Origin of the sequence: Paraburkholderia piptadeniae, from assembly GCF_900007165.1 — a bacterium.
Classification (GTDB): Bacteria; Pseudomonadota; Gammaproteobacteria; order Burkholderiales; family Burkholderiaceae; genus Paraburkholderia; species Paraburkholderia piptadeniae.
This window is the reverse complement of record NZ_CYGY02000010.1, coordinates 58,051-76,619: the sequence shown is the minus strand read 5'-3', so window position 1 is coordinate 76,619 and position 18,569 is coordinate 58,051. Positions and strand designations below refer to the sequence as shown.

The 18,569-nt window shown below is 62.6% G+C and carries 20 protein-coding genes; 8 read left to right on the top strand and 12 right to left on the bottom strand.

Annotation, left to right across the window (positions count from 1 at the left end):
- Nucleotides 1-122 precede the first annotated feature (122 nt).
- Nucleotides 123-980, top strand: a complete 858-nt coding sequence (locus BN2476_RS04050; protein ID WP_087732874.1) for an oxidoreductase — start codon at nucleotides 123-125, stop codon at nucleotides 978-980.
- Here the strand turns inward: BN2476_RS04050 and BN2476_RS04045 are convergent, their stop codons facing one another.
- Both BN2476_RS04045 and BN2476_RS04040 read right to left on the bottom strand, forming a co-directional pair.
- On the bottom strand, nucleotides 981-1,655 hold the full coding sequence (locus BN2476_RS04045) for an antibiotic biosynthesis monooxygenase family protein (RefSeq protein WP_087732962.1): 675 nt from the start codon (nucleotides 1,653-1,655) through the stop codon (nucleotides 981-983).
- Between the two features lie 17 nt (nucleotides 1,656-1,672).
- Nucleotides 1,673-2,065 (bottom strand): RidA family protein, encoded by a 393-nt coding sequence (locus BN2476_RS04040; protein WP_087732873.1) that lies wholly within the window; start codon nucleotides 2,063-2,065, stop codon nucleotides 1,673-1,675.
- Nucleotides 2,066-2,283: 218 nt separating this feature from the next.
- Here BN2476_RS04040 and BN2476_RS04035 point away from each other — a divergent pair, with 218 nt between their 5' ends.
- Entirely contained in the window at nucleotides 2,284-2,760 is a 477-nt protein-coding gene (locus tag BN2476_RS04035) for an outer membrane lipoprotein (RefSeq protein ID WP_087732872.1), read from the top strand.
- A 96-nt stretch (nucleotides 2,761-2,856) separates the two neighbouring features.
- Here BN2476_RS04035 and BN2476_RS04030 read toward each other — a convergent pair whose 3' ends face one another.
- Nucleotides 2,857-4,395 (bottom strand): complex I subunit 4 family protein, encoded by a 1,539-nt coding sequence (locus BN2476_RS04030; protein WP_087732871.1) that lies wholly within the window; start codon nucleotides 4,393-4,395, stop codon nucleotides 2,857-2,859.
- Between the two features lie 385 nt (nucleotides 4,396-4,780).
- Between BN2476_RS04030 and BN2476_RS04025 the strand changes: the two genes are divergently transcribed.
- Entirely contained in the window at nucleotides 4,781-5,029 is a 249-nt protein-coding gene (locus BN2476_RS04025) for a hypothetical protein (RefSeq protein WP_087732870.1), read from the top strand.
- 105 nt (nucleotides 5,030-5,134) lie between these two features.
- Here the strand turns inward: BN2476_RS04025 and cyoD are convergent, their stop codons facing one another.
- The 4 genes from cyoD to cyoA are packed head-to-tail and all read right to left on the bottom strand — an operon-like array spanning nucleotide 5,135 to nucleotide 8,993.
- Nucleotides 5,135-5,470, bottom strand: a complete 336-nt coding sequence (gene cyoD, locus BN2476_RS04020; RefSeq protein WP_087732869.1) for a cytochrome o ubiquinol oxidase subunit IV — start codon at nucleotides 5,468-5,470, stop codon at nucleotides 5,135-5,137.
- Nucleotides 5,471-6,076 carry a cytochrome o ubiquinol oxidase subunit III gene (cyoC, locus tag BN2476_RS04015; RefSeq protein ID WP_087732868.1) on the bottom strand — a complete coding sequence of 202 codons (606 nt, stop codon included), beginning with the start codon at nucleotides 6,074-6,076 and terminating at the stop codon, nucleotides 5,471-5,473.
- A complete protein-coding gene (cyoB, locus tag BN2476_RS04010; protein WP_087732867.1) occupies nucleotides 6,076-8,094 on the bottom strand; it encodes a cytochrome o ubiquinol oxidase subunit I in 2,019 nt (672 codons plus the stop codon). The genes cyoC and cyoB overlap by 1 nt, the downstream gene beginning before the upstream one ends.
- A gap of 2 nt (nucleotides 8,095-8,096) precedes the next feature.
- A complete protein-coding gene (cyoA, locus tag BN2476_RS04005; RefSeq protein WP_087732866.1) occupies nucleotides 8,097-8,993 on the bottom strand; it encodes a ubiquinol oxidase subunit II in 897 nt (298 codons plus the stop codon).
- A gap of 283 nt (nucleotides 8,994-9,276) precedes the next feature.
- Between cyoA and BN2476_RS04000 the strand changes: the two genes are divergently transcribed.
- The 4 genes from BN2476_RS04000 (at nucleotide 9,277) to BN2476_RS03985 (ending at nucleotide 12,538) form a co-directional block, all read left to right on the top strand.
- A complete protein-coding gene (locus tag BN2476_RS04000) occupies nucleotides 9,277-9,696 on the top strand; it encodes a DUF1810 domain-containing protein (protein WP_087732865.1) in 420 nt (139 codons plus the stop codon).
- Between the two features lie 198 nt (nucleotides 9,697-9,894).
- On the top strand, nucleotides 9,895-10,347 hold the full coding sequence (locus BN2476_RS03995) for a Fur family transcriptional regulator (RefSeq protein WP_087732864.1): 453 nt from the start codon (nucleotides 9,895-9,897) through the stop codon (nucleotides 10,345-10,347).
- Between the two features lie 197 nt (nucleotides 10,348-10,544).
- Entirely contained in the window at nucleotides 10,545-11,207 is a 663-nt protein-coding gene (locus tag BN2476_RS03990) for a response regulator (protein ID WP_087732863.1), read from the top strand.
- Nucleotides 11,204-12,538 carry an ATP-binding protein gene (locus tag BN2476_RS03985; protein ID WP_087732862.1) on the top strand — a complete coding sequence of 445 codons (1,335 nt, stop codon included), beginning with the start codon at nucleotides 11,204-11,206 and terminating at the stop codon, nucleotides 12,536-12,538. The genes BN2476_RS03990 and BN2476_RS03985 overlap by 4 nt, the downstream gene beginning before the upstream one ends.
- A 43-nt stretch (nucleotides 12,539-12,581) precedes the next feature.
- On the opposite strand, the gene BN2476_RS03980 is transcribed toward BN2476_RS03985, so the two are convergent.
- The 5 genes from BN2476_RS03980 to BN2476_RS03960 all read right to left on the bottom strand — a co-directional run bounded on the left by BN2476_RS03980 (nucleotide 12,582) and on the right by BN2476_RS03960 (nucleotide 17,632).
- Nucleotides 12,582-14,033 (bottom strand): heavy metal sensor histidine kinase, encoded by a 1,452-nt coding sequence (locus tag BN2476_RS03980; RefSeq protein WP_087732861.1) that lies wholly within the window; start codon nucleotides 14,031-14,033, stop codon nucleotides 12,582-12,584.
- Nucleotides 14,033-14,710, bottom strand: coding sequence for a heavy metal response regulator transcription factor (locus BN2476_RS03975; protein WP_087732961.1), 678 nt, complete (start codon nucleotides 14,708-14,710; stop codon nucleotides 14,033-14,035). The genes BN2476_RS03980 and BN2476_RS03975 overlap by 1 nt, the downstream gene beginning before the upstream one ends.
- Nucleotides 14,711-14,881: 171 nt before the next feature.
- Nucleotides 14,882-15,745 carry an ABC transporter permease gene (locus BN2476_RS03970; protein WP_087732860.1) on the bottom strand — a complete coding sequence of 288 codons (864 nt, stop codon included), beginning with the start codon at nucleotides 15,743-15,745 and terminating at the stop codon, nucleotides 14,882-14,884.
- A gap of 24 nt (nucleotides 15,746-15,769) precedes the next feature.
- Nucleotides 15,770-16,567: an ABC transporter ATP-binding protein gene (locus tag BN2476_RS03965; protein ID WP_087732859.1), complete on the bottom strand. Its 798-nt coding sequence runs from the start codon at nucleotides 16,565-16,567 to the stop codon at nucleotides 15,770-15,772.
- Between the two features lie 48 nt (nucleotides 16,568-16,615).
- On the bottom strand, nucleotides 16,616-17,632 hold the full coding sequence (locus BN2476_RS03960) for an ABC transporter substrate-binding protein (protein WP_087732960.1): 1,017 nt from the start codon (nucleotides 17,630-17,632) through the stop codon (nucleotides 16,616-16,618).
- A 237-nt stretch (nucleotides 17,633-17,869) separates the two neighbouring features.
- On the opposite strand from BN2476_RS03960, the gene BN2476_RS03955 reads away from it, so the two are divergent.
- Nucleotides 17,870-18,547 carry a response regulator gene (locus tag BN2476_RS03955; protein ID WP_087732858.1) on the top strand — a complete coding sequence of 226 codons (678 nt, stop codon included), beginning with the start codon at nucleotides 17,870-17,872 and terminating at the stop codon, nucleotides 18,545-18,547.
- The last annotated feature ends 22 nt before the right edge of the window (nucleotides 18,548-18,569 follow it).

Here is an 18,569-nt window from a genome sequence, read left to right as displayed (position 1 = left end):
CGAGGGGTGATGGCAGCCTGGCTGCAAGGTCTGTGTCGAGCCGTTAATATTTTTTTGGAGCGCGCGTTGACGTGCGATGCGCCTGCGCGTTACCGATCACTTCACTTTCGAGGAGGCCCTGAATGACGACGACGCCCGTCTGGTTCATCACTGGCTGTTCAACCGGTTTCGGCAAGGAATTGACCCACGCGGTGCTCGCGCGTGGCTGGCGCTGCGTGGCGACGGCGCGCAACGTCGCGTCGCTTGCGGAGCTTGCCGAGCCCGGCAGCGATGCCGATGCGCGTCTGCTGCGCCTGAAGCTCGACGTGACTGACGACGCGCAGATCGCGGCCGCCGTCGATGCCGCACAAGAGCGTTTCGGCGCGATCGACGTGCTCGTGAACAATGCGGGCTACGGCTATCAGTCGTCGGTCGAAGAAGGCGACGAAGACGAGATACGCGCGCAGTTCGACGTGAACGTGTTCGGCCTCTTCGCGATGACGCGCGCGGTGCTGCCGGGCATGCGGGCGCGCCGCAACGGACATGTGCTGAACATCACGTCGGTCGCGGGTCTCGTGGGCTTTCCGGGCTCGGGCTATTACGCGGCGACCAAACACGCCGTCGAAGGCTGGTCCGATGCGCTCGCAACGGAAGCCGCGCCGCTCGGCATCCGCGTGACCTGCATCGAACCGGGGCCGTTTCGCACCGACTGGGCCGGCCGCTCGCTGAAGCAGACGCCGAGCCGCATCGACGACTACGCGGAGACGGCGGGCAAGCGCATGCAGGCGACGGCGCAAACCAGCGGCCATCAGCCGGGCGATCCGGCGCGCGCAGTTGAGGCGATGATCCGCATCACCGAAACCGACGAGCCGCCGCGTCACCTCGTGCTGGGCGCGTTCGGCGTGGATGCGGTGTCGAAGCGCCTGCATGCGGCGCTCGCCGACATCGACGCGTGGCGCAAGACGAGCCTCGGCGCAGACTTTCCCGATGGCGCAAAGTAGTCACTCAGGCTGTGGCGCGTCGGGATAGTATTGCGGCGCTTCGCGCCGGTCGTGCATGCCGTAATCGCGTATCACGCGCACGCTGCGCAGCCGCGCGCCGTCGGGTAGCGTGAGCGTATTTGCGTAGCTGTCGGCGGCCTGCTTGTCGCGCCATGCCGTGAGAAGAATCACGTCCCCCGGTGTCAGGACGGCTTCGAACGCGTCCCACGAAACGAGGCCCGCTGCGTCGTCACGTAGGCCCAATGCGATCGCTACGTCGTGTGCGCTCGTCTGCTTCACCCATTCGGCTTCGCGGCGCGCGTCGATCAGCATGATCGTCGTCGCGTCACCTGCTTGCGTTTCGTCGAGCCGCTGTTCCTCGATCGCATAGCCTTCGGGCGGGTGCGTGTCGCGCGTCACCTGGCCGACGCGCAAATGATAGTCACGCAACGTCTGCGCGCGGCCCTTCTCCTGCATCCCGTGATGCAGCGTTTGCGTGCGCCAGCGCACGAGCGCTTTCTCATCGCGCCAACCCGATAGCGACAGCAGCCACCCTTCGCGCGTGAGACTGCGATAGCGAATGTTGTCGATGAAACCATCGATCTGCTCAAGTTCCGGCTTCAGCCTTTTCGCGTAGCCGAGATACGCGTCCCATTGACCGGCGCGCGGATTCACTTCGAACAGCACTGAAAACATCGTGTTTTCCCCCGTATTCAGACGGCTGCAATGCAATCGATTTCGATATCGAAGTGCCCTGGCCACGCGGGCACGCAAACGAAAATACGCGCGAGCGGATCTTTCGGGAAATAGCGGGCATAGATGGCATTGACGGTCGCGAACTGCTCGACCGAAGTGCAGTAGACATTGCACTTCAACATATTGTCGAGCGACGAGCCCGCTGTCTCGACGCACAGCTTCAACTGTTCGAGCACGAGTTCCGTTTGACGCTCGAGCGGCGCATGCACGACTTCACCCGTTACGGGATCGAACGGCGGCAGACCCGATACATAGATCGTGTCGCCGTGCCGCGTGACGACGGAAGTCGGCGCCTTGAATCGTTCGAGCCAGTTCGACAGCGGTTCGACCCGGATGATCTCGCGTTTCATCGCGGTGCTCCTCGTGCGTGATGTCGAAGCCATCGTAACGCCATCGGCTGCGACGATGTTTCAGACCGAAGCGAAATGACAGACGGGCGCGCATGAGCGCGAATGCGTGCAGAAAACCTTGCTCATTCTTCGCTCATTCGTCAAGCCTACGATGCACCCATCGATTCAACGCGCAGCGCGCCGCATCATCCGGCGCGCTGTGGTGAGAGGGGAAAATCATGAACAGGTCATGGGTTAAAGCATGTGCATGGGCACTCGTCGTTTCGCTCGCGCTGAGCGGCTGTGCGACGTTCGACGGGTCCGCCAATGTCTATTCGGCCTCGCAAGCGCAGCGTGAAGAAACGGTGCGCTTCGGCACCGTCGAAAGCGTGCGCGGCGTCACCATCGATGCGAGCAACGGGCAGCCCGGCGTACTCGGCGCGCTCGGCGGCGGGCTGCTGGGTGCCGTCGCGGGAAGCGCGATCGGCGGAGGGCACGGCTCACTGCTGTCGGGTGCCATCGGCGGCATTGCGGGCGCGGTGGCGGGCGATCAGGTGCAGAGCCATTTCGCGCAGAAGCATGGCGTGGAAATCACCGTGCGGCTCGACGACGGCTCGCTGCGCGCCGTGACGCAAAGCGTCGACGGTCCGATGTTCCGTGCGGGCGAACGCGTCCGCCTGCTGTCGAGCGGCGGCGTGACGCGCGTGACGGTTTGAATGACGCGTGACGCTCAAAAGCAAAACGGCCTCGCAATGCGAGGCCGTTTCATGGTTCATTCAGGCCGCTATTGTCTGGAATCCAGGCAACCGCGCTCAACCCGGCAGGCGATTCGCAACGGCCACCGTCGCATGGCTGTTCGACGCGACGCCCGTATCCGTCGGCAGCGCGGAGCCTTGTGCCTGCGCGACGAGATTTTCCGCCGACGGGCCGATCGCGTCGGTGAACGTCTTCGGATGAACGCCGATCGCGAGCACCAGCACGGCCATCGCGCCGAGCAGCACGAACTCGCGCTTGCACAGATCGCGCAGGCTTGCGACGCGCGTGTTGCGGATCGCGCCGAACATCACGCGCTTGTACATCCACAGCGTGTAGGCGGCGCTCAGGATCAGCGTCAGTGCAGCCGTTGCGCCGATCCAGAAGTTGAAGCGGATCGCGCCCATCAGCACGAGAAATTCGCCGACGAAGCCCGACGTGCCCGGCAGCCCGACGTTCGCCATCGAGAACAGCATCGCGAATGTCGCGAGCTTCGGCATCGAGTTGGCGACGCCGCCGTACGCATCGATTGCGCCGCTCTTCGTGCGGTCGAACAGCATGCCCGTGCACAGCAGCATCGCGCCCGCCACGATGCCGTACGACAGCATCTGCACGACCGCGCCTTCCGTGCCCATGCGATCGAACGTGAAGAGGCCCAGCGTGACGAGACCCATGTGTGCGACCGCGGAGTACGCGAGCAGCTTGCGCATGTCGGTTTGCGCGAGCGCGAGCAGGCTGCCGTAGATCACGGCGACGAGCGACAGCGCGATCATTGCGGGCGCGAAGAAGTGGCAGGCGTCCGGCACGATGGGCAGCGCGAAACGCAGCAGGCCGTAGCCGCCCATCTTCAGCATGCCGAGCAACACGGCCGTGCCCGTCGGGCCGTCCGAGTGCACGTCAGGCAGCCACGTGTGCACGGGCCACATCGGCACCTTCACCGAGAACGCGGCGAGGAAGCCGATGAACACCAGCAACTGCGGCGTGAAGTCGAGCTTCAACGCACGCCACGCGGCGATGTCGAACGTATGCGACTGCGCCCACAGATAGATCAGCGCGGCCAGCATCGCGAGCGAGCCGACCAGCGAAAAGAAGAAGAAACGCACGGCCGCATAGACGCGGCGCTTTTCGCCCCATGTGCCGATCAGCAGGTAGAGCGGGATCAGCGAGGCTTCGAAGAAAACGAAGAACAGCATGCCGTCGAGCGACGTAAACACGCCCTGCATGCAGCCGGACAGCAGCAGGAACGCGCCGTAGTACTGCGCGACGCGCTTCGTGACCGATTCCCACGACGCGATCACGATGATCAGCGTCGTCACGGACGTCAGCACCGTGAACCACAGCGAAATGCCGTCGACGCCGAGGTGATACGAGATGCCGAAATCGGGCAGCCAGGGCAGCTGCTCGGCGAACTGCATCGTCGCCAGCGACGAATCGAAGCCCGACACGAGCGGGATGACGGGCAGGATGCTCACGGCGGCGCCCGCCAGCGCGAGCCAGCGCGTGCGGTTCGGGGCGCTCTCGGAGCCGGAGGCCAGCACGACGAGGCCGGCGAGGATCGGGACCCAGATCAGGAGGTCGAGGACTGATGGGAAGTGCATTTACTCGTTCGACGCGAATAGCAGGCCCTCGCCTGAAAAGGCGAAGGGAGAAGAAACCTTACATGGACATTTCGACGGTCGGCCCCTGAGCGGAGCGGGACGATGCGCGGTCTTGCGCACACGCGTAACCCAAACGCATGAGACGGTCAGGGTTAACGAGCATACAGCAAAACGATAATGTTGCGATGCCACAAGGTCCAATTTAATTTGTTGCAGAACTCGCTATTGACATTGATGCATAGGCCTGAGCAGGTAATTTGCGCTGCACAATAAAATGGCAGTGGAAGCGCTTCCATGCGATCGAACTCAACAGTTGCTTACAGGGGTTGCCCTAGATTGAAGCGGCCGTTGTTCGCGATACGCTTAAGTCGCGAGGAGCCGAACCATGAGAAAAGTTTTCCACATCGCTGTCATTACCGTTTTAGCCTACCTGGTTGCTGACCGGGCGCTTCTGCACGCGCAGGCTCGCGAAGCCAGCACGTTCGCTTGCGCTCAGGGCGCGGAGCAAGTGAAGCTGGATGCGCTAGGCCGGGGATTCGACGACGCTGCTGCGAGCAGCCAGGGCGAGGCGTTCAGGTCGGGGTGTCTCGTGACGGGGCGCGGCCGTCCGACGGAGATGCTGGCGCGTAATTGATGCGCCATCGAGGCGCTATTGCGGCGCTATTGAGGCGGAAGGGCAGGGGAAACGTGCCGGCTGCACGATACGACGTGTGCAACCGGCACCGGACGATGTGCGCGCTTAGCGCGACATCATGTTCATGCTGACGTTATGCATGACCCACAGCGTGCCGCCGATTACGATCACGGCGGTCAGCACGGTGTATGCGAACGCCGTCAGGTTCCAGCGCTGGCTCGATGAGCCGTTCATGTGCAGGAAGAAAATCACGTGCACGATGATTTGCACGAGGCCGAGGCCGGCAATCGCATAGATCGCCTGCGTGCCCGTCAATGCGCCCGTCAGCACCACGCCGAACGCGGCTGCCGTCAGGATGACGGACAGCACGAAGCCGATCGTGTAGCTGCCGAAGCTGCCGTGGCTTTCTTCCGAATGTGACGAGTGAGAATGGCTGCTCATTTAGATCACGCTCGCAAGATAGACAAACGAAAAGACACCGATCCACACGATGTCCAAAAAGTGCCAGAAGAGGCTCAGGCACGTGAGGCGGCGCAGTTCGCGTTCGCCGAGGTCGTGCGCGCGCACCACCTGGACCATCATCACGATCATCCACAGCAGACCGGCCGAGACGTGCAGGCCGTGCGTGCCGACCAGCGTGAAGAACGCCGACAGGAACGCGCTGCGGTCTGGACCTGCGCCTTCGGCGATCAGATGCGAGAACTCGCGCACTTCGAGCACGACGAACGCCGCGCCGAGCACGAACGTCACCGCGAGCCACAAGAGCGTCGCGCTCTTGTTGTTCTTGTGCGCGCCCAGCATCGCGAAGCCGTACGTGATGCTCGAGAACAGCAGGATTGCCGTCTCGATCGCGACGCCCGGAATCTCGAAGAGGTCTTTGCCGCTCGGACCGCCGGCGAACTGATGGCTCATCACTGCAAACGTCGCGAACAGCGCCGCGAACAGAATGCAGTCGGTCATCAGATACAGCCAGAAGCCGAACACCGAATGGGACGGAGCGTGTTCCGCGTGGTGATGCGGCTCCGCAAGAATAGCTTTTTGAAGCATCAGGCAATCTCCTCAGGCTCGGGCATGCGCTTGGCTGCGCCTGCACCTGCACCCGATCCGGCGCCGTGGCGCTCTTCGATCAGTTGAACCGTATCGGCCGGGATGTAGTAGTCGATGTCGTTATCGAAGCTGCGGGCAATCACAGTCGCGATCGCACCGATGAAGCTCACGATTGCGAGCCACCAGATGTGCCACGTCAGCGCGAAGCCCAGCGCGAGGCTGAACCCGCCGATCCACACACCAGCGCTCGTGTTCGACGGCATATGGATGTCGCGGTACACGGGCTCGCTGCGTTCCACCTTGCGGCGTGCCTTGATCTCGACGAATGCATCGAGCTCGCGCACGATGGGCAGCGTCGCGAAGTTGTAGATCTGCGGCGGCGAGGTCGTCGCCCATTCGAGCGTGCGGCCACCCCACGGGTCGCCCGTCATGTCGCGGTTTTCCGGCTTGTTGCGATCGCGGATCGACACGACGAGTTGCAGCAGCTGGCATGCGATACCGATTGCGACGAGCACGGCGCCCACTTCGGCGACGAGCAGCCACGGATGCCATGCCGGGTTGTCGTAGTGGTTCAGACGGCGCGTCATGCCCATGAAGCCGAGCACGTACAGCGGCGTGAACGCGACCCAGAAGCCGATCTGCCAGAACCAGAATGCCGCCTTGCCGAGCTTCTCGTTGAGCTTGAAGCCGAAGGCCTTCGGGAACCAGTAGTTCATGCCCGCGACATAGCCGAACAGCACGCCGCCGATGATCACGTTGTGGAAGTGAGCGATCAGGAACAGGCTGTTGTGCAGCATGAAGTCCGCGCCCGGAATCGCCAGCATCACACCCGTCATGCCGCCGATCGTGAACGTGACCATGAAGCCGACCGTCCACAGCACAGGCGTCGTGAACTCGATGCGGCCCTTGTACATCGTGAACAGCCAGTTGAACACCTTCACGCCCGTCGGGACCGCGATGATCATCGTCGCAATACCGAAGAACGCGTTGACGTCGGCGCCCGAGCCCATCGTGAAGAAGTGGTGCAGCCACACGAGGAACGACAGGACCATGATCGCGCAGGTCGCCCAGACCATCGTCTTGTAGCCGAACAGCGGCTTCTTCGCGAACGTCGCGATGACTTCCGAGAAGATGCCGAACGCCGGCAGGATCAGGATGTAGACCTCAGGGTGGCCCCATGCCCAGATCAGGTTCAGGTACAGCATCGCGTTGCCGCCGGCTTCGTTCGTGAAGAAGTGCATGCCGAGGTAACGGTCCAGGCCGAGCAGCGCGAGCGCGACGGTCAGGATCGGGAACGATGCCATGATCAGCACGTTCGCGCACAGCGAAGTCCACGTGAACACGGGCATCTTCATCAGCGTCATGCCGGGCGCGCGCATCTTGATGATGGTCACGAAGAAGTTCACGCCTGTCAGCAGCGTACCGATACCCGAGAGCTGAATGCTCCACAGGTAGTAGTCGACGCCGACGCCGGGACTGAATTGCAGCTCGGACAGCGGCGGATACGCGAGCCAGCCGACCTGCGCGAACTCGCCGATCATAAGCGAGATGTTGATCAGGACCGCGCTGATCGCCGTCATCCAGAACGACAACGAGTTCAGGAACGGGAACGCGACGTCGCGCGCGCCGATCTGCAGCGGAACGATGATGTTCATCAGGCCGACCATGAAGGCCATCGCCATGAAGAAGATCATGATCACGCCGTGCGCCGTGAAGATCTGATCGTAGTGATGCGGCGGCAGATAGCCGGGCGCGTGATACGCGAGCGCGAGCTGCGTGCGCATCATGATCGCGTCGGCGAAGCCGCGCAGCAGCATGATGAGGGCGACGATGATGTACATCACGCCGAGCTTCTTGTGGTCGACGGACGTGAGCCATTCGGTCCACAGATAGCGCCACTTGCCGAAATACGTGATTGCGCCGAGCACCGCGAGCGCGCCCAGGATCATGCCCGCGCCTGCGACCATGATGATCGGCTCGTGGTACGGAATGTCCGCGAGGGTTAATTTACCGAACATGCTTACCCCTTGGTACCGTTAGGCCCACAGTTCGCGTCCTTCATGTTGTCGACGACGTGACCGTTGTTGTAGCGGGCGACGATGTTGTTGAAGAGTTTGGGATCGACCGACGAGAAGTACGACACAGGCGCCTTCTCTTCAGGCTGCGCCACCTTGTAGTAGCGGTCCATGTTGAGGTGATCCGTCGATGCGCGAACCTTCGCGACCCATGCGTTGAAGTCTTCAGGCGTTTCGGCGAGCGTGCGGAACTTCATGTCCGAGAAGCCCTTGCCGCTGAAGTTGGCCGACGCGCCGGCATAGTCGCCGACTTCGTTCGCCAGCAGATGCAGACGCGTCTGCATGCCTGCCATCGCGTAGATCTGGCCGCCCAGTTGCGGGATGAAGAACGAGTTCATCACCGTGTCGGACGTGATGCGGAAATTCACCGGCGTACCGACGGGAATCGCGAGCTGGTTCACGGAAGCGATGCCCAGATCCGGATAGATGAAGAGCCACTTCCAGTCGAGCGCGACGACTTCGACGTTGATCGGCTTCACATCCGATTCCAGCGGCTTGTACGGGTCGAGCTCGTGCGTGCTCTTCCACGTCAGGACGGCGAGGAACAGAATGATCAGCGCAGGGATCGCCCAGACGGCCACTTCGATCGCGGTCGAATGCGCCCAGTCCGGACGGTATTCGGCCGCCTTGTTCGAGGCGCGATAACGCCAGGCGAACAGCAGCGTCAGAAGGATGACGGGAATCACGACGATCAGCATCGTCCACGTCGAAGTCGCGATCAGCGACTTCTCGGCGGCGCCGATGGGGCCTTTCGGCATGAGCACTTCGAGGTTGCACCCCGATAGCAGGAACGCTGGGGCAATTGAAACGAGACCGACTAACCGGCCCGCGATTTTTTTCATCGTCGCGGCCCTCTCTACAAAATCAAACAAACGAACGCTTGCATTTCCTTGCTCCTTTTATAAGCGCTCGCATAATACGAAGAACCCGTGTTGCAGTACAGCACTTTGATGCGAACGAACTATTGCGTAATAAGCGGTGAGACATAGTGTCGCAATGCCGCATTTTTTCGATTTCCGGCTCGGTCGCGCGGCCGAAAAAGCGGCTCTGTAAGGTCTATGTATGGAGATGGTGGGCATGCCGGATGCATCCCGAGCGGCATGCGACAGGACTACGGAGGACGCGATGGACGATCAGTTCGACCTTCGACGTTTCGTCGACGCTCAGGCCCCGATTTATGCGCAGGCGCTAGCGGAATTGCGCGCCGGACGCAAGCGAAGCCACTGGATGTGGTACGTGTTTCCGCAGATTCAGGGGCTCGGAGATAGTCCGATGTCCCAAAAATTTGCGATCACGTCATTGCCCGAAGCTGTCGCATATTTGCAACATCCGGTGCTCGGTCCCCGTTTGCGGGAGGCCACGCAGGCGGTCAATGAAGTCGAAGGGTCGACGATCGAGACCATCTTCGGCTACCCGGATTATCTGAAGTTCCGTTCGTCGATGACCTTGTTTTCGAGGGCGGCGCCAGGCGACCCGGTATTCGCGAATGCATTGGCGAAGTACTTCAACGGCGAGCCCGACGAGCGGACACTCGAACTCATCTGAACGTGATCCAACGGCGGCCAGCGGCTCGCGCATGAAGCCGCGTCCGCCGCGCGCATCAGTCCACGCAGCGTCGCTATGCGCATCATCTTGTCAGCCCCGATACGTCAGCGCCGATAAGCGATTCTTAAGGTTCGCACGGCCACAATGTTGCGTCGCGAAGCCCGCTACGAGGCTTTGCCATCATGACGGGGCACATACATGATTGCGATCTACGCGGCGTTGAAAACGGCCGGCTTGCGTCCGACGTCCAGCCGGGCTGCCGTACTCAAGCTCTTCCATGAATTTCCGAACGAGCACTTCGGCGCCGATCAGGTGTTCCGCAGGCTCTCGCAGGATACGGAAGCGTGCAGTCTCGCGAGCGTCTATCGCGCGCTCGCGCAATTGCATGAGGCCGATCTCATCTCCAGTGCGTCCCTTGGCGACGCGCGCATCGTCTACGAACTGAATCGCGGGAAGCGCCACTATCATCTCGTCTGCAATCGTTGCGGGCGCATCCAGGACGCGTACGATCCGGGCCTCGAAGAGCAGCAGGCGAAGATCGCAGCCGAGCATCACTTTCACTACTCCAGTTCCAATCTGGTGATCTTCGGTCGCTGCGCCGAATGCGAAGGCTTGCCCGTCGAATCGGCGCGGCGGGCGGGCGCCAGCTGACGCATTCGTTTCGAACCATCTTTCACGCCGCGTCGCCGTCATGGCGACGCGTCTTCATCGACGACTGAAGCAGCACGAGCAGCATCCGCACGCGGATTGCCGCGATCTTCGTGTCGGCACGACGCGCCGCCCAGTTTGCTAAGGGCGCGTTAAGCTAATGGTGCCGACAATGGAGGCTATTCAGGAGAGACAGCGCGATGCGTTTGCTGCTGGTGGAAGATGACGAGATGATCGGCGAGCCCGTCGTGGAGACGATGCGGCGCGCCGGATATGCGATCGATTGGGCGCACGACGGACGCGAAGCCGAGCTGTCTCTGGACAACGACGTCTACGATCTGGTTCTGCTCGATCTCGGCTTGCCGAAGGCCGATGGCATCGATGTGCTGAACCGCTACCGGCGGCGCGGCGGCAGCGCACCCGTGATCATCCTGACGGCGCGCGATGCCGTCGAAAGCCGCATCGTCGGACTCGATGCGGGCGCCGACGATTACCTCGTCAAGCCATTCGATCTCGACGAGCTTGCTGCACGTGTGCGCGCGCTGCTACGCCGCCGCACGGGGCACACCAATCCCGTCTATTCGCACGGCGATCTGACGCTGAACCCAGCCACGCATGAAGCCACGCTCAACGGCGAACTGCTGTCGCTCGTGCCGCGCGAATTCAGCCTGTTGCAGGCGCTGATCGAAGAACCGATGCGCGTCTTCACGCGCCCCGAACTCGAAGAGAAGCTGTATGGCTGGGGCGAGGAAGTGGGCAGCAACACGATCGAAGTGCACGTGCACAGCTTGCGGCGCAAGATCGGTGCGGATCAGATCGTGACGGTGCGCGGCGTCGGCTATCGGCTGAAGAGGTGCGAGTGACATCGATCCGGCGCTGGCTGCTGGGCTGGCTGATTGCCGGCCTGGCCGCTGCAGCGCTGATCGCGGGGTACGGCATCTTCTATACCGCGCGCGTGGAGGCAAGCGAACTCTTCGACTATGAGCTCCGCACGGTCGCGCTTTCCGTGCCCGCGAACATCAGCAGCATCGATACGCTTACGCACAGCACGCCGGATTTCGAGGGCCTTTCCGACGATCGTCTCTTCATCGAGGTCTGGGATCAGGGGGGCATGAGCATCTACAAGTCGCTGGACGGCATCGACCTTCAGCGCTTTCCCGCGGGCCTGCGCACGATCGAGCGCGATGAGTATCACTGGCGCGTGTTCGGCGTTGAGGAAGGCGACCGTTTCGTGCAGGTCGCGCAGCCCGTGTCAGTGCGTGACGACCTGGCGCTGCGGCTCGCATTGCGCACGCTCTGGCCGTTGGCATTGCTCATTCCCGCGATCATTCTGATCGTGCTTTTCGTCGTGGGGCGTGGGCTTGCGCCGCTCGGCAGCATTTCGCGCGCGCTCGCGACGCGTTCGTTCGATTCGCTGGAACCCTTGCGTCTCGATGGGCGCATGCCCGTCGAAATGAAGCCGCTCGTCGATGCGCTCAATGATCTGCTGAACCGCCTGAACATCGCGTCGCAGTCGCAACGCACGTTCGTTGCCGACGCCGCGCACGAGCTGCGTTCACCGCTTGCCGCGCTTAAATTGCAGTTGCAGGCGGCCGAGCGCGACGGCTCATTGGTCGGCAGCAAGCAGACATTCGAGCGCATCGAAGGGCGCCTGAACCGGCTGATTCATCTCGTGCATCAGTTGCTGACGCTCGCGCGCGAGGAGGCGCAGCGCAGCGCGCGGTTCGAGCCGGTGAGCCTGCGCAGACTGTGCGAGCGCACAGTCGGAGATTTTTCGCTGATTGCGGAGGCGAGGCGAATCGATCTCGGCCTGGAATGCCATCACGCACGTGACGTCGACGATGCCTATAAGGTTCGGGCGGAAGCGCAAGGCATCGAGGTGCTGCTCAACAATCTGATCGACAACGCGATTCGCTACACGCCGCCGGGCGGCAAGGTCGACGTGATCCTGTCGCGCAGCAGCGCGGACATCAGCGTCGGCGTATCGGACAGCGGTCCGGGCATTCCGGAGGCGGAGCGCGAGCGCGTGTTCGACCGCTTCTATCGCAGCGCGGGGAACAAGGAGCATGGCAGCGGCCTGGGGCTCGCGATTGCGCTGAATATCGCGCAGCGGCACCACGCGGTGCTTCGGATGGAGAACAATGATGAGCGGCCGGGGCTGCGGGTGACGTTGGCGGGTTTGCGGGGGGAGTAGGGGGTTGGCTTTGGCTTGCATGAATGGCCAGGCGAACCAGCCATCACGGAAACACCAGCACAAACCGCGTCCCGCTCGCATCGCTTTCCGCATGCACCGTACCGCCATGCAGCTCCATGATCGTGCGCACGATCGCGAGCCCAAGGCCCGTCGATCCCGGCGATCCTTGCGACGAGCGCGATGAAGTCAGCGAACTGCGCGACGGATCGATGCGATAGAAGCGATCGAAAATCCGTTCGAGGTGTTCGGGCGCAATCGGCTCGCCTTCGTTCGACACCGTGACGCGCACGCGATCGTCTATCTGATGTGCGTCGAGCACGACCTCCTTACCGCGCGGCGTGTAGCGCAACGCGTTGGCGAGCAGATTGCTGACCGCGCGGCGGAACAGTTCGAGATCGGCGGTGAGCATCGCGGAGCCCGTCACGCGTATGCGCACGTCGGCATCTTCGGCGACGCCCTCGAAGTACTCGCCGATATGCGTCAGTTCCTGCACGGCATCGAATACGCGCATGTGCTTGACGAACTGCGGATGCTCCGCGCGCGCGAGGAACAGCACGTTCTCGATCATCCGCGACAGCCGCTCGCATTCCTCCAGGTTGGACGCGAGCAAAGCCTCATACTCGTCGGCGGAACGCGGACGCGCGAGCGCGACTTCCGTTGCGCCGCGCATGTTGCTCAGCGGCGTGCGCATGTCGTGCGCGAGGTCGGCCGTAAAGCGCGACATCTGCTTGAAGCCATGGTCCATGCGTTCGAGCATCGCGTTGAGCGTCGTCACCAGCGTTTCGAGTTCGCGCGGCACGCTGGCCACGGCGATACGCGTATTCAGGCGGTTGACGGTGACTTCGCTCGCGCTCGCCGCGATATCGCGCACGGGCCGCATCGCCGCGCGTATCAGCAGATAGCTCAGCACCGTCGTCAGTATCACGCCGATGATGCCGTAGATCTTGAGCGTATCGCGATAGTGATCGAGCAGCGCATAGCGGTCGCTCATGTTGCGCGCGATCAGGATGCTGACCATTTCGCCGTCGCGCAGCTTCGCATCCGTGGCGATGCCGCGTATCGGTGAGCCTGTCCCGTTCGTCCAGCCGGCGATCGAAGTCTCCGTGATGCGCGCCGTTTCGGGCACTCGCGCAATGGAGCGCCCCGCCGACAGAATCGAGCTGTCGCCGACGGGCATCGCCGCGCCGAGCGTGCTCACCACGTTGTGTTCGATTGCGAGCTGTCCATCGGGATCGAACACTTCCATCGACATGCCCGGATTGCCCAGCACGATGCTCGTGATGCGGTCGCCGTGCTCGCGAATGCCCGCCGTCGTATCGATCTCTTCGGCGAGGCGGCGAGCGTGGCGCGCGGCGAGCACGATGCTCATGTCATCCTGCGAGCTGACTTCGCGTTCCAGCGCCCGATAGAGAAAGTTGCCGACCAGCACGAACACCGCGAGCGTCGTCGCGCCGAATGCGAGCGCGAGCGTGGCGGTGATCGAGCGGCCGCGCATCAGGCCGGTTCCTTGATTTCGAGTACGTAGCCGACGCCGCGCACCGTATGAATCAGCTTGACGCGGAAGTTGTCGTCGACCTTGCTGCGCAAACGGCGAATCGCGACTTCGACGACATTCGTGTCGCTGTCGAAATTCATGTCCCACACGTACGACGCGATCTGCGTGCGGCTCAACACTTCGCCGTGGCGGCGCGCGAGCAGTTGCAGCAGCGAGAACTCACGCGGCGTGAGATCGATGCGCATTCCGCCGCGCTTGACGCGCCGCCGGTTCACATCCATTTCGAGGTCGCCGATTCTGATCAGCTCGCTCTCGCGCGGTGGGCCGCGTCGCGCAAGCGTGCGCACGCGCGCGAGCAGTTCGACGAATGCAAACGGCTTGACGAGATAATCGTCGGCGCCGAGTTCGAGGCCGCGCACGCGGTCGTCGACGTCGTCGCGCGCGGTGAGAAAGAGCACAGGCGTGGTGCGCGTCGCGCGCAGCGTCTTCACGACGGTCCAGCCGTCCATCCATGGCAGCATCACGTCGAGAACGATGACGTCGTAGTCCTCCTCTTGCGCGAGGATCAGCCCATGAGAGCCGTCGTTCGCCACTTCGACCGAATAGCCGGATTCTTCCAGCCCCTTCTTCAGATACGCGGCCGTTTTGGGCTCGTCTTCGATCACGAGGATGCGCATCGCCATGCTCCGCTGCGGATTGATTTTTTAATCATACCGGCGTGGGGATGAGGGCTGATTACATTTCGGTAATGTGCGGGCGTTAGCGCGTTGGCAAGCCGTGCGAATAAAAAAAGCGCCTCCAGAAGGAGGCGCTCAATTGCAACAACACAACCACTGCGAGAAATTCAATCAGCTGATATTCGGCCGCCACTTCAGCAAGCGCTGCTCGACGGCCGTCAGCAGATAATCGGCGGCCAATGCGACGACGGCCAGCACGATCATCGCCGCGAACACGCCGCTTGCATTGAACGCGCCTTGTGCCGTCGAGATCAGCAGGCCGATGCCCTGCTTCGAGCCAAGAAACTCGCCGACCACGGCACCGACCAGCGCAAAGCCGAAGCTCACATGCAGACTCGCGAGAATCCAGCTCAGCGCCGAAGGAATCACGACGGAAGTCGTCACCTGGCGGCGTGACGCACCGAGAATCTGCGCGTTCGCGATCATGTAGCGGTCCGCTTCGCGCACACCCTGGAACGCATTTGCGAACACGACGAAGAACACCATCACGACGGCTAGCGCCACCTTCGACGCCATCCCCAGACCCAGCGCAATCACGAACACCGAACCGAGCACCACGCGCGGAATCGAGTTGGCGATCTTGATGTAGAGGCTGAACACATCGGAGAGCAGCTTGTTGCGTCCCAGCACGATGCCGCAGAACACGCCCGCGACCGAGCCGATGATGAAGCCGAGTCCCGTCTCTTCGAGCGTGACCCATACCTGCGTGAGCAGCGGCCCTTGCGACGTGCCGTTCACGAACCAGTCGACGATCTGCTCGAAGATCGCCGACGGCATCGAGAAGAAGAACGGATCGATCCACTTCATGCGTGCCGACAGTTCCCAGCCGCCCAGCACGATCACGAGGACGGCGATGCGCAGCCCGATCACGAGCGCGTTGCGTTGACGGATGCGCTTCTGCGCAATGCGTTCGACCTGCGCGAGCGAACTGGCGTCGAGGCCGGCGGGCATCATTTGTTGAGGCGTAGTAGACATTAAGCGAGCTCCAGCCTGATTGAATTAACCGATCTGCACTTCTTCGCGCAGGTCGTGCCAGATGTCGCGCGAGATTTCAATAAAGCGCGGGTCATAGCGGACTTCCGACGTGATTCGCGGACGCGGCAGATCGATCTCGTAGACCTTCTTCAGCGTCGCGGGCCGCGCTGTCAGCACGAACACGCGGTCCGCGAGCGCGATCGCTTCTTCGAGATCGTGCGTGACGAACACGACGGAGCCCGCATTCGCCGACCACAACTGCAGCAGTTCGTCCTGCATCAGCGTGCGCGTCTGCATGTCGAGCGCGGAGAACGGCTCGTCCATCAGCAGGATTTCCGGCTTGTTGATGAACGTCTGCGCGAGCGCGACGCGCTTTCTCATGCCGCCCGACAGCTGATGCGGATAATGCTTGCCGAACTTGTCGAGCCCGACGCGGCGCAGCCATTCGTTCGCCTCGTCGTACGCGGCCGATTTCGAGCGGCCGCGATAGAGCGGACCGGCCGCCACGTTGTCGAGTACCGAGCGCCACGGAAACACAGCATCGGCCTGGAACACGAAGCCGATGCGCGGATCGATGCCGTCGACGGGCGCGCCCATCACGCGCACTTCGCCCGTCGTCGGCTTGAGCAGGCCCGTGATCATGCTGAGCGTCGTGGACTTGCCGCAGCCCGTCGGTCCGACGACGGCGACGAACTCGCCCTTCGCCACCGACATGCTGAAGTCGCGCAATGCGACCGTCGCCTTGCCGTCCGGTGAAATGAACCGGCACGATACGTTGCGCAGCTCGATGGCGGGTGCGCCGTGCGGCCTGGATTGATTCATCGCGTGCTGCCTCTTTCCTTGCGGGTGATAGGTGGACGACGATACGGCTTACTTCGAGGCCGTCGCGACCGTCGAGACGTAGTCGTTCGAGTAGGTCTTCGCGAGATCGATATGCTTGCCCTTCACCGACGGATTGAACGCCGACAACACCTTCAGCACCGTCTCGGGACCGTCCGCGGGCATCTTGCCGTCCTTCGTGAACATCGGCAGCGAGGCCTTCAGCGCGGCCACGTACAGGTCCTTGTTGGCGCCGTAGTAGTCCTTCGGCATCTTTGCGGCGATTTCGTCGGCGCTATGCGTCGCGATGAAGTTCAGCGTCTTCGCGAACGCATGCGAGAGCTTCGTCGCCTCGGCCTTGTGCGATTCGGCCCACGCGCGCTGCACGTAGAAGCTCGAAGCGGGGTACGTGCCGCCGAGCGCCGCGCGCGTGCCTTCGATCGTGCGCATGTCGACCAGCACCTTCGCGTCGCCCATCTTGAGCAGTTGCGAGACGGTCGGCTCGGTCGTCATGCCCGCCTGGATGCGGTCTTGCTTGATCGCCGCGATGAAGCTGTTGTCGGCGCCGACGGGCAGCAGCGTGTATTGCGTCGACGGGACGCCCGCGCGCTGCGCGAGGTATTGCGTGAGGAAGCTCGTCGACGAACCGAGGCCCGTCACGCCGAGCGTCTTGCCCTTCACGTCCGCCATGCTCTTGATCTCGCCCGCTGCCTTCGTCGACACCATTTCGACTTCGCCCGGCACCTGGCCGAAGATCACGAGCGCCTGCACTTCCTTGCCCTTGCTCTGCAGATCGATCGTGTGATCATAGAAGCCGACCACGCCTTGCACGGCGCCCGCGAGCAGTTCGTTTTCGGCATCGACGCCCGCCGGTTGCGAAAGGATCTCGACGTCGAGCCCTTCGTCCTTGAAGTAGCCGAGTTGCTCCGTCAGCTTGGCGGGCAGATAGATGATCTTGGCGGCGCCGCCGACCATGATCGAGATCTTCTCGGCGTGAGCGCTGGCGGAAACAGCGGCGAGGGCGAAAGCGAGTCCGGACACGGCTGCGATCTGGCGGAAGGTACGCATCATCAGTCTCCTTGTGGTGAGGCGCCGGCCGCTTTGGCATCGCGGCATCGCGCCTTTTTGAATGAGTGGGGCGATTATAGAAAGCTCAAACCTTCTGTCAGCTTTCGGGAGCAACGCCGAAATATGGGTGTTAACCCGATGCAAGCACCGACATTCCGTCGACATACAATCGCGCGGCAGTGCCGCACACACGCGATGGCGAACCCGGCGCTGCTTTTACATGCATTCCGTTGACCGATGAAACTGCTGTTGATCGAAGACAATCCGACGCTGTCGCACTGGCTCGCACGCATGCTCGAGCAGGAGGCGTTCGCGCTCGATGCGGTGCAGGACGGCGAAGCCGCCGATCAACTGTTGCGCACGAACCGTTACGACGTCGTGCTGCTCGATCTGAACCTGCCGAGGCTGTCGGGCAAGAACGTGCTGCGGCGTCTGCGTCAGCGCGGCGATGCGACGCCCGTGATGATCCTGACGGCGAGCGGCTCGATCGACGAAAAGGTCGAGCTGCTGGGCGCGGGCGCCGACGACTATCTGGTGAAGCCGTTCGAAGTGCGTGAGCTGGTCGCGCGCGTGAAGGTGATGATTCGCCGGCAGACGGCTTCGACCGCGAACGAGGTGGCGTGCGGCGATCTCGTGTTCGACATCGACACGCGCCAGTTCGCGCTGAAGGGCGCGCCGCTCAACGTCACGCCGCGCGAGCGCAGCGTGCTCGAAACGCTGATCCTGCGCATGGGCAAGACGGTGTCGAAGGCCGCGCTGATGGACTCGATCTTCACGCACGACGATCAGCCCAGCGAAGACGCGCTCGAAATCTACGTATCGCGGCTGCGCAAGAAGCTCGACGGCAGCTCGGCCGCGATCGTCACGCTGCGCGGGCTCGGCTATCTGCTGCGCAAGAAGGACGACGTCGAATGAAGCACCATTCAAGGCGCAATCC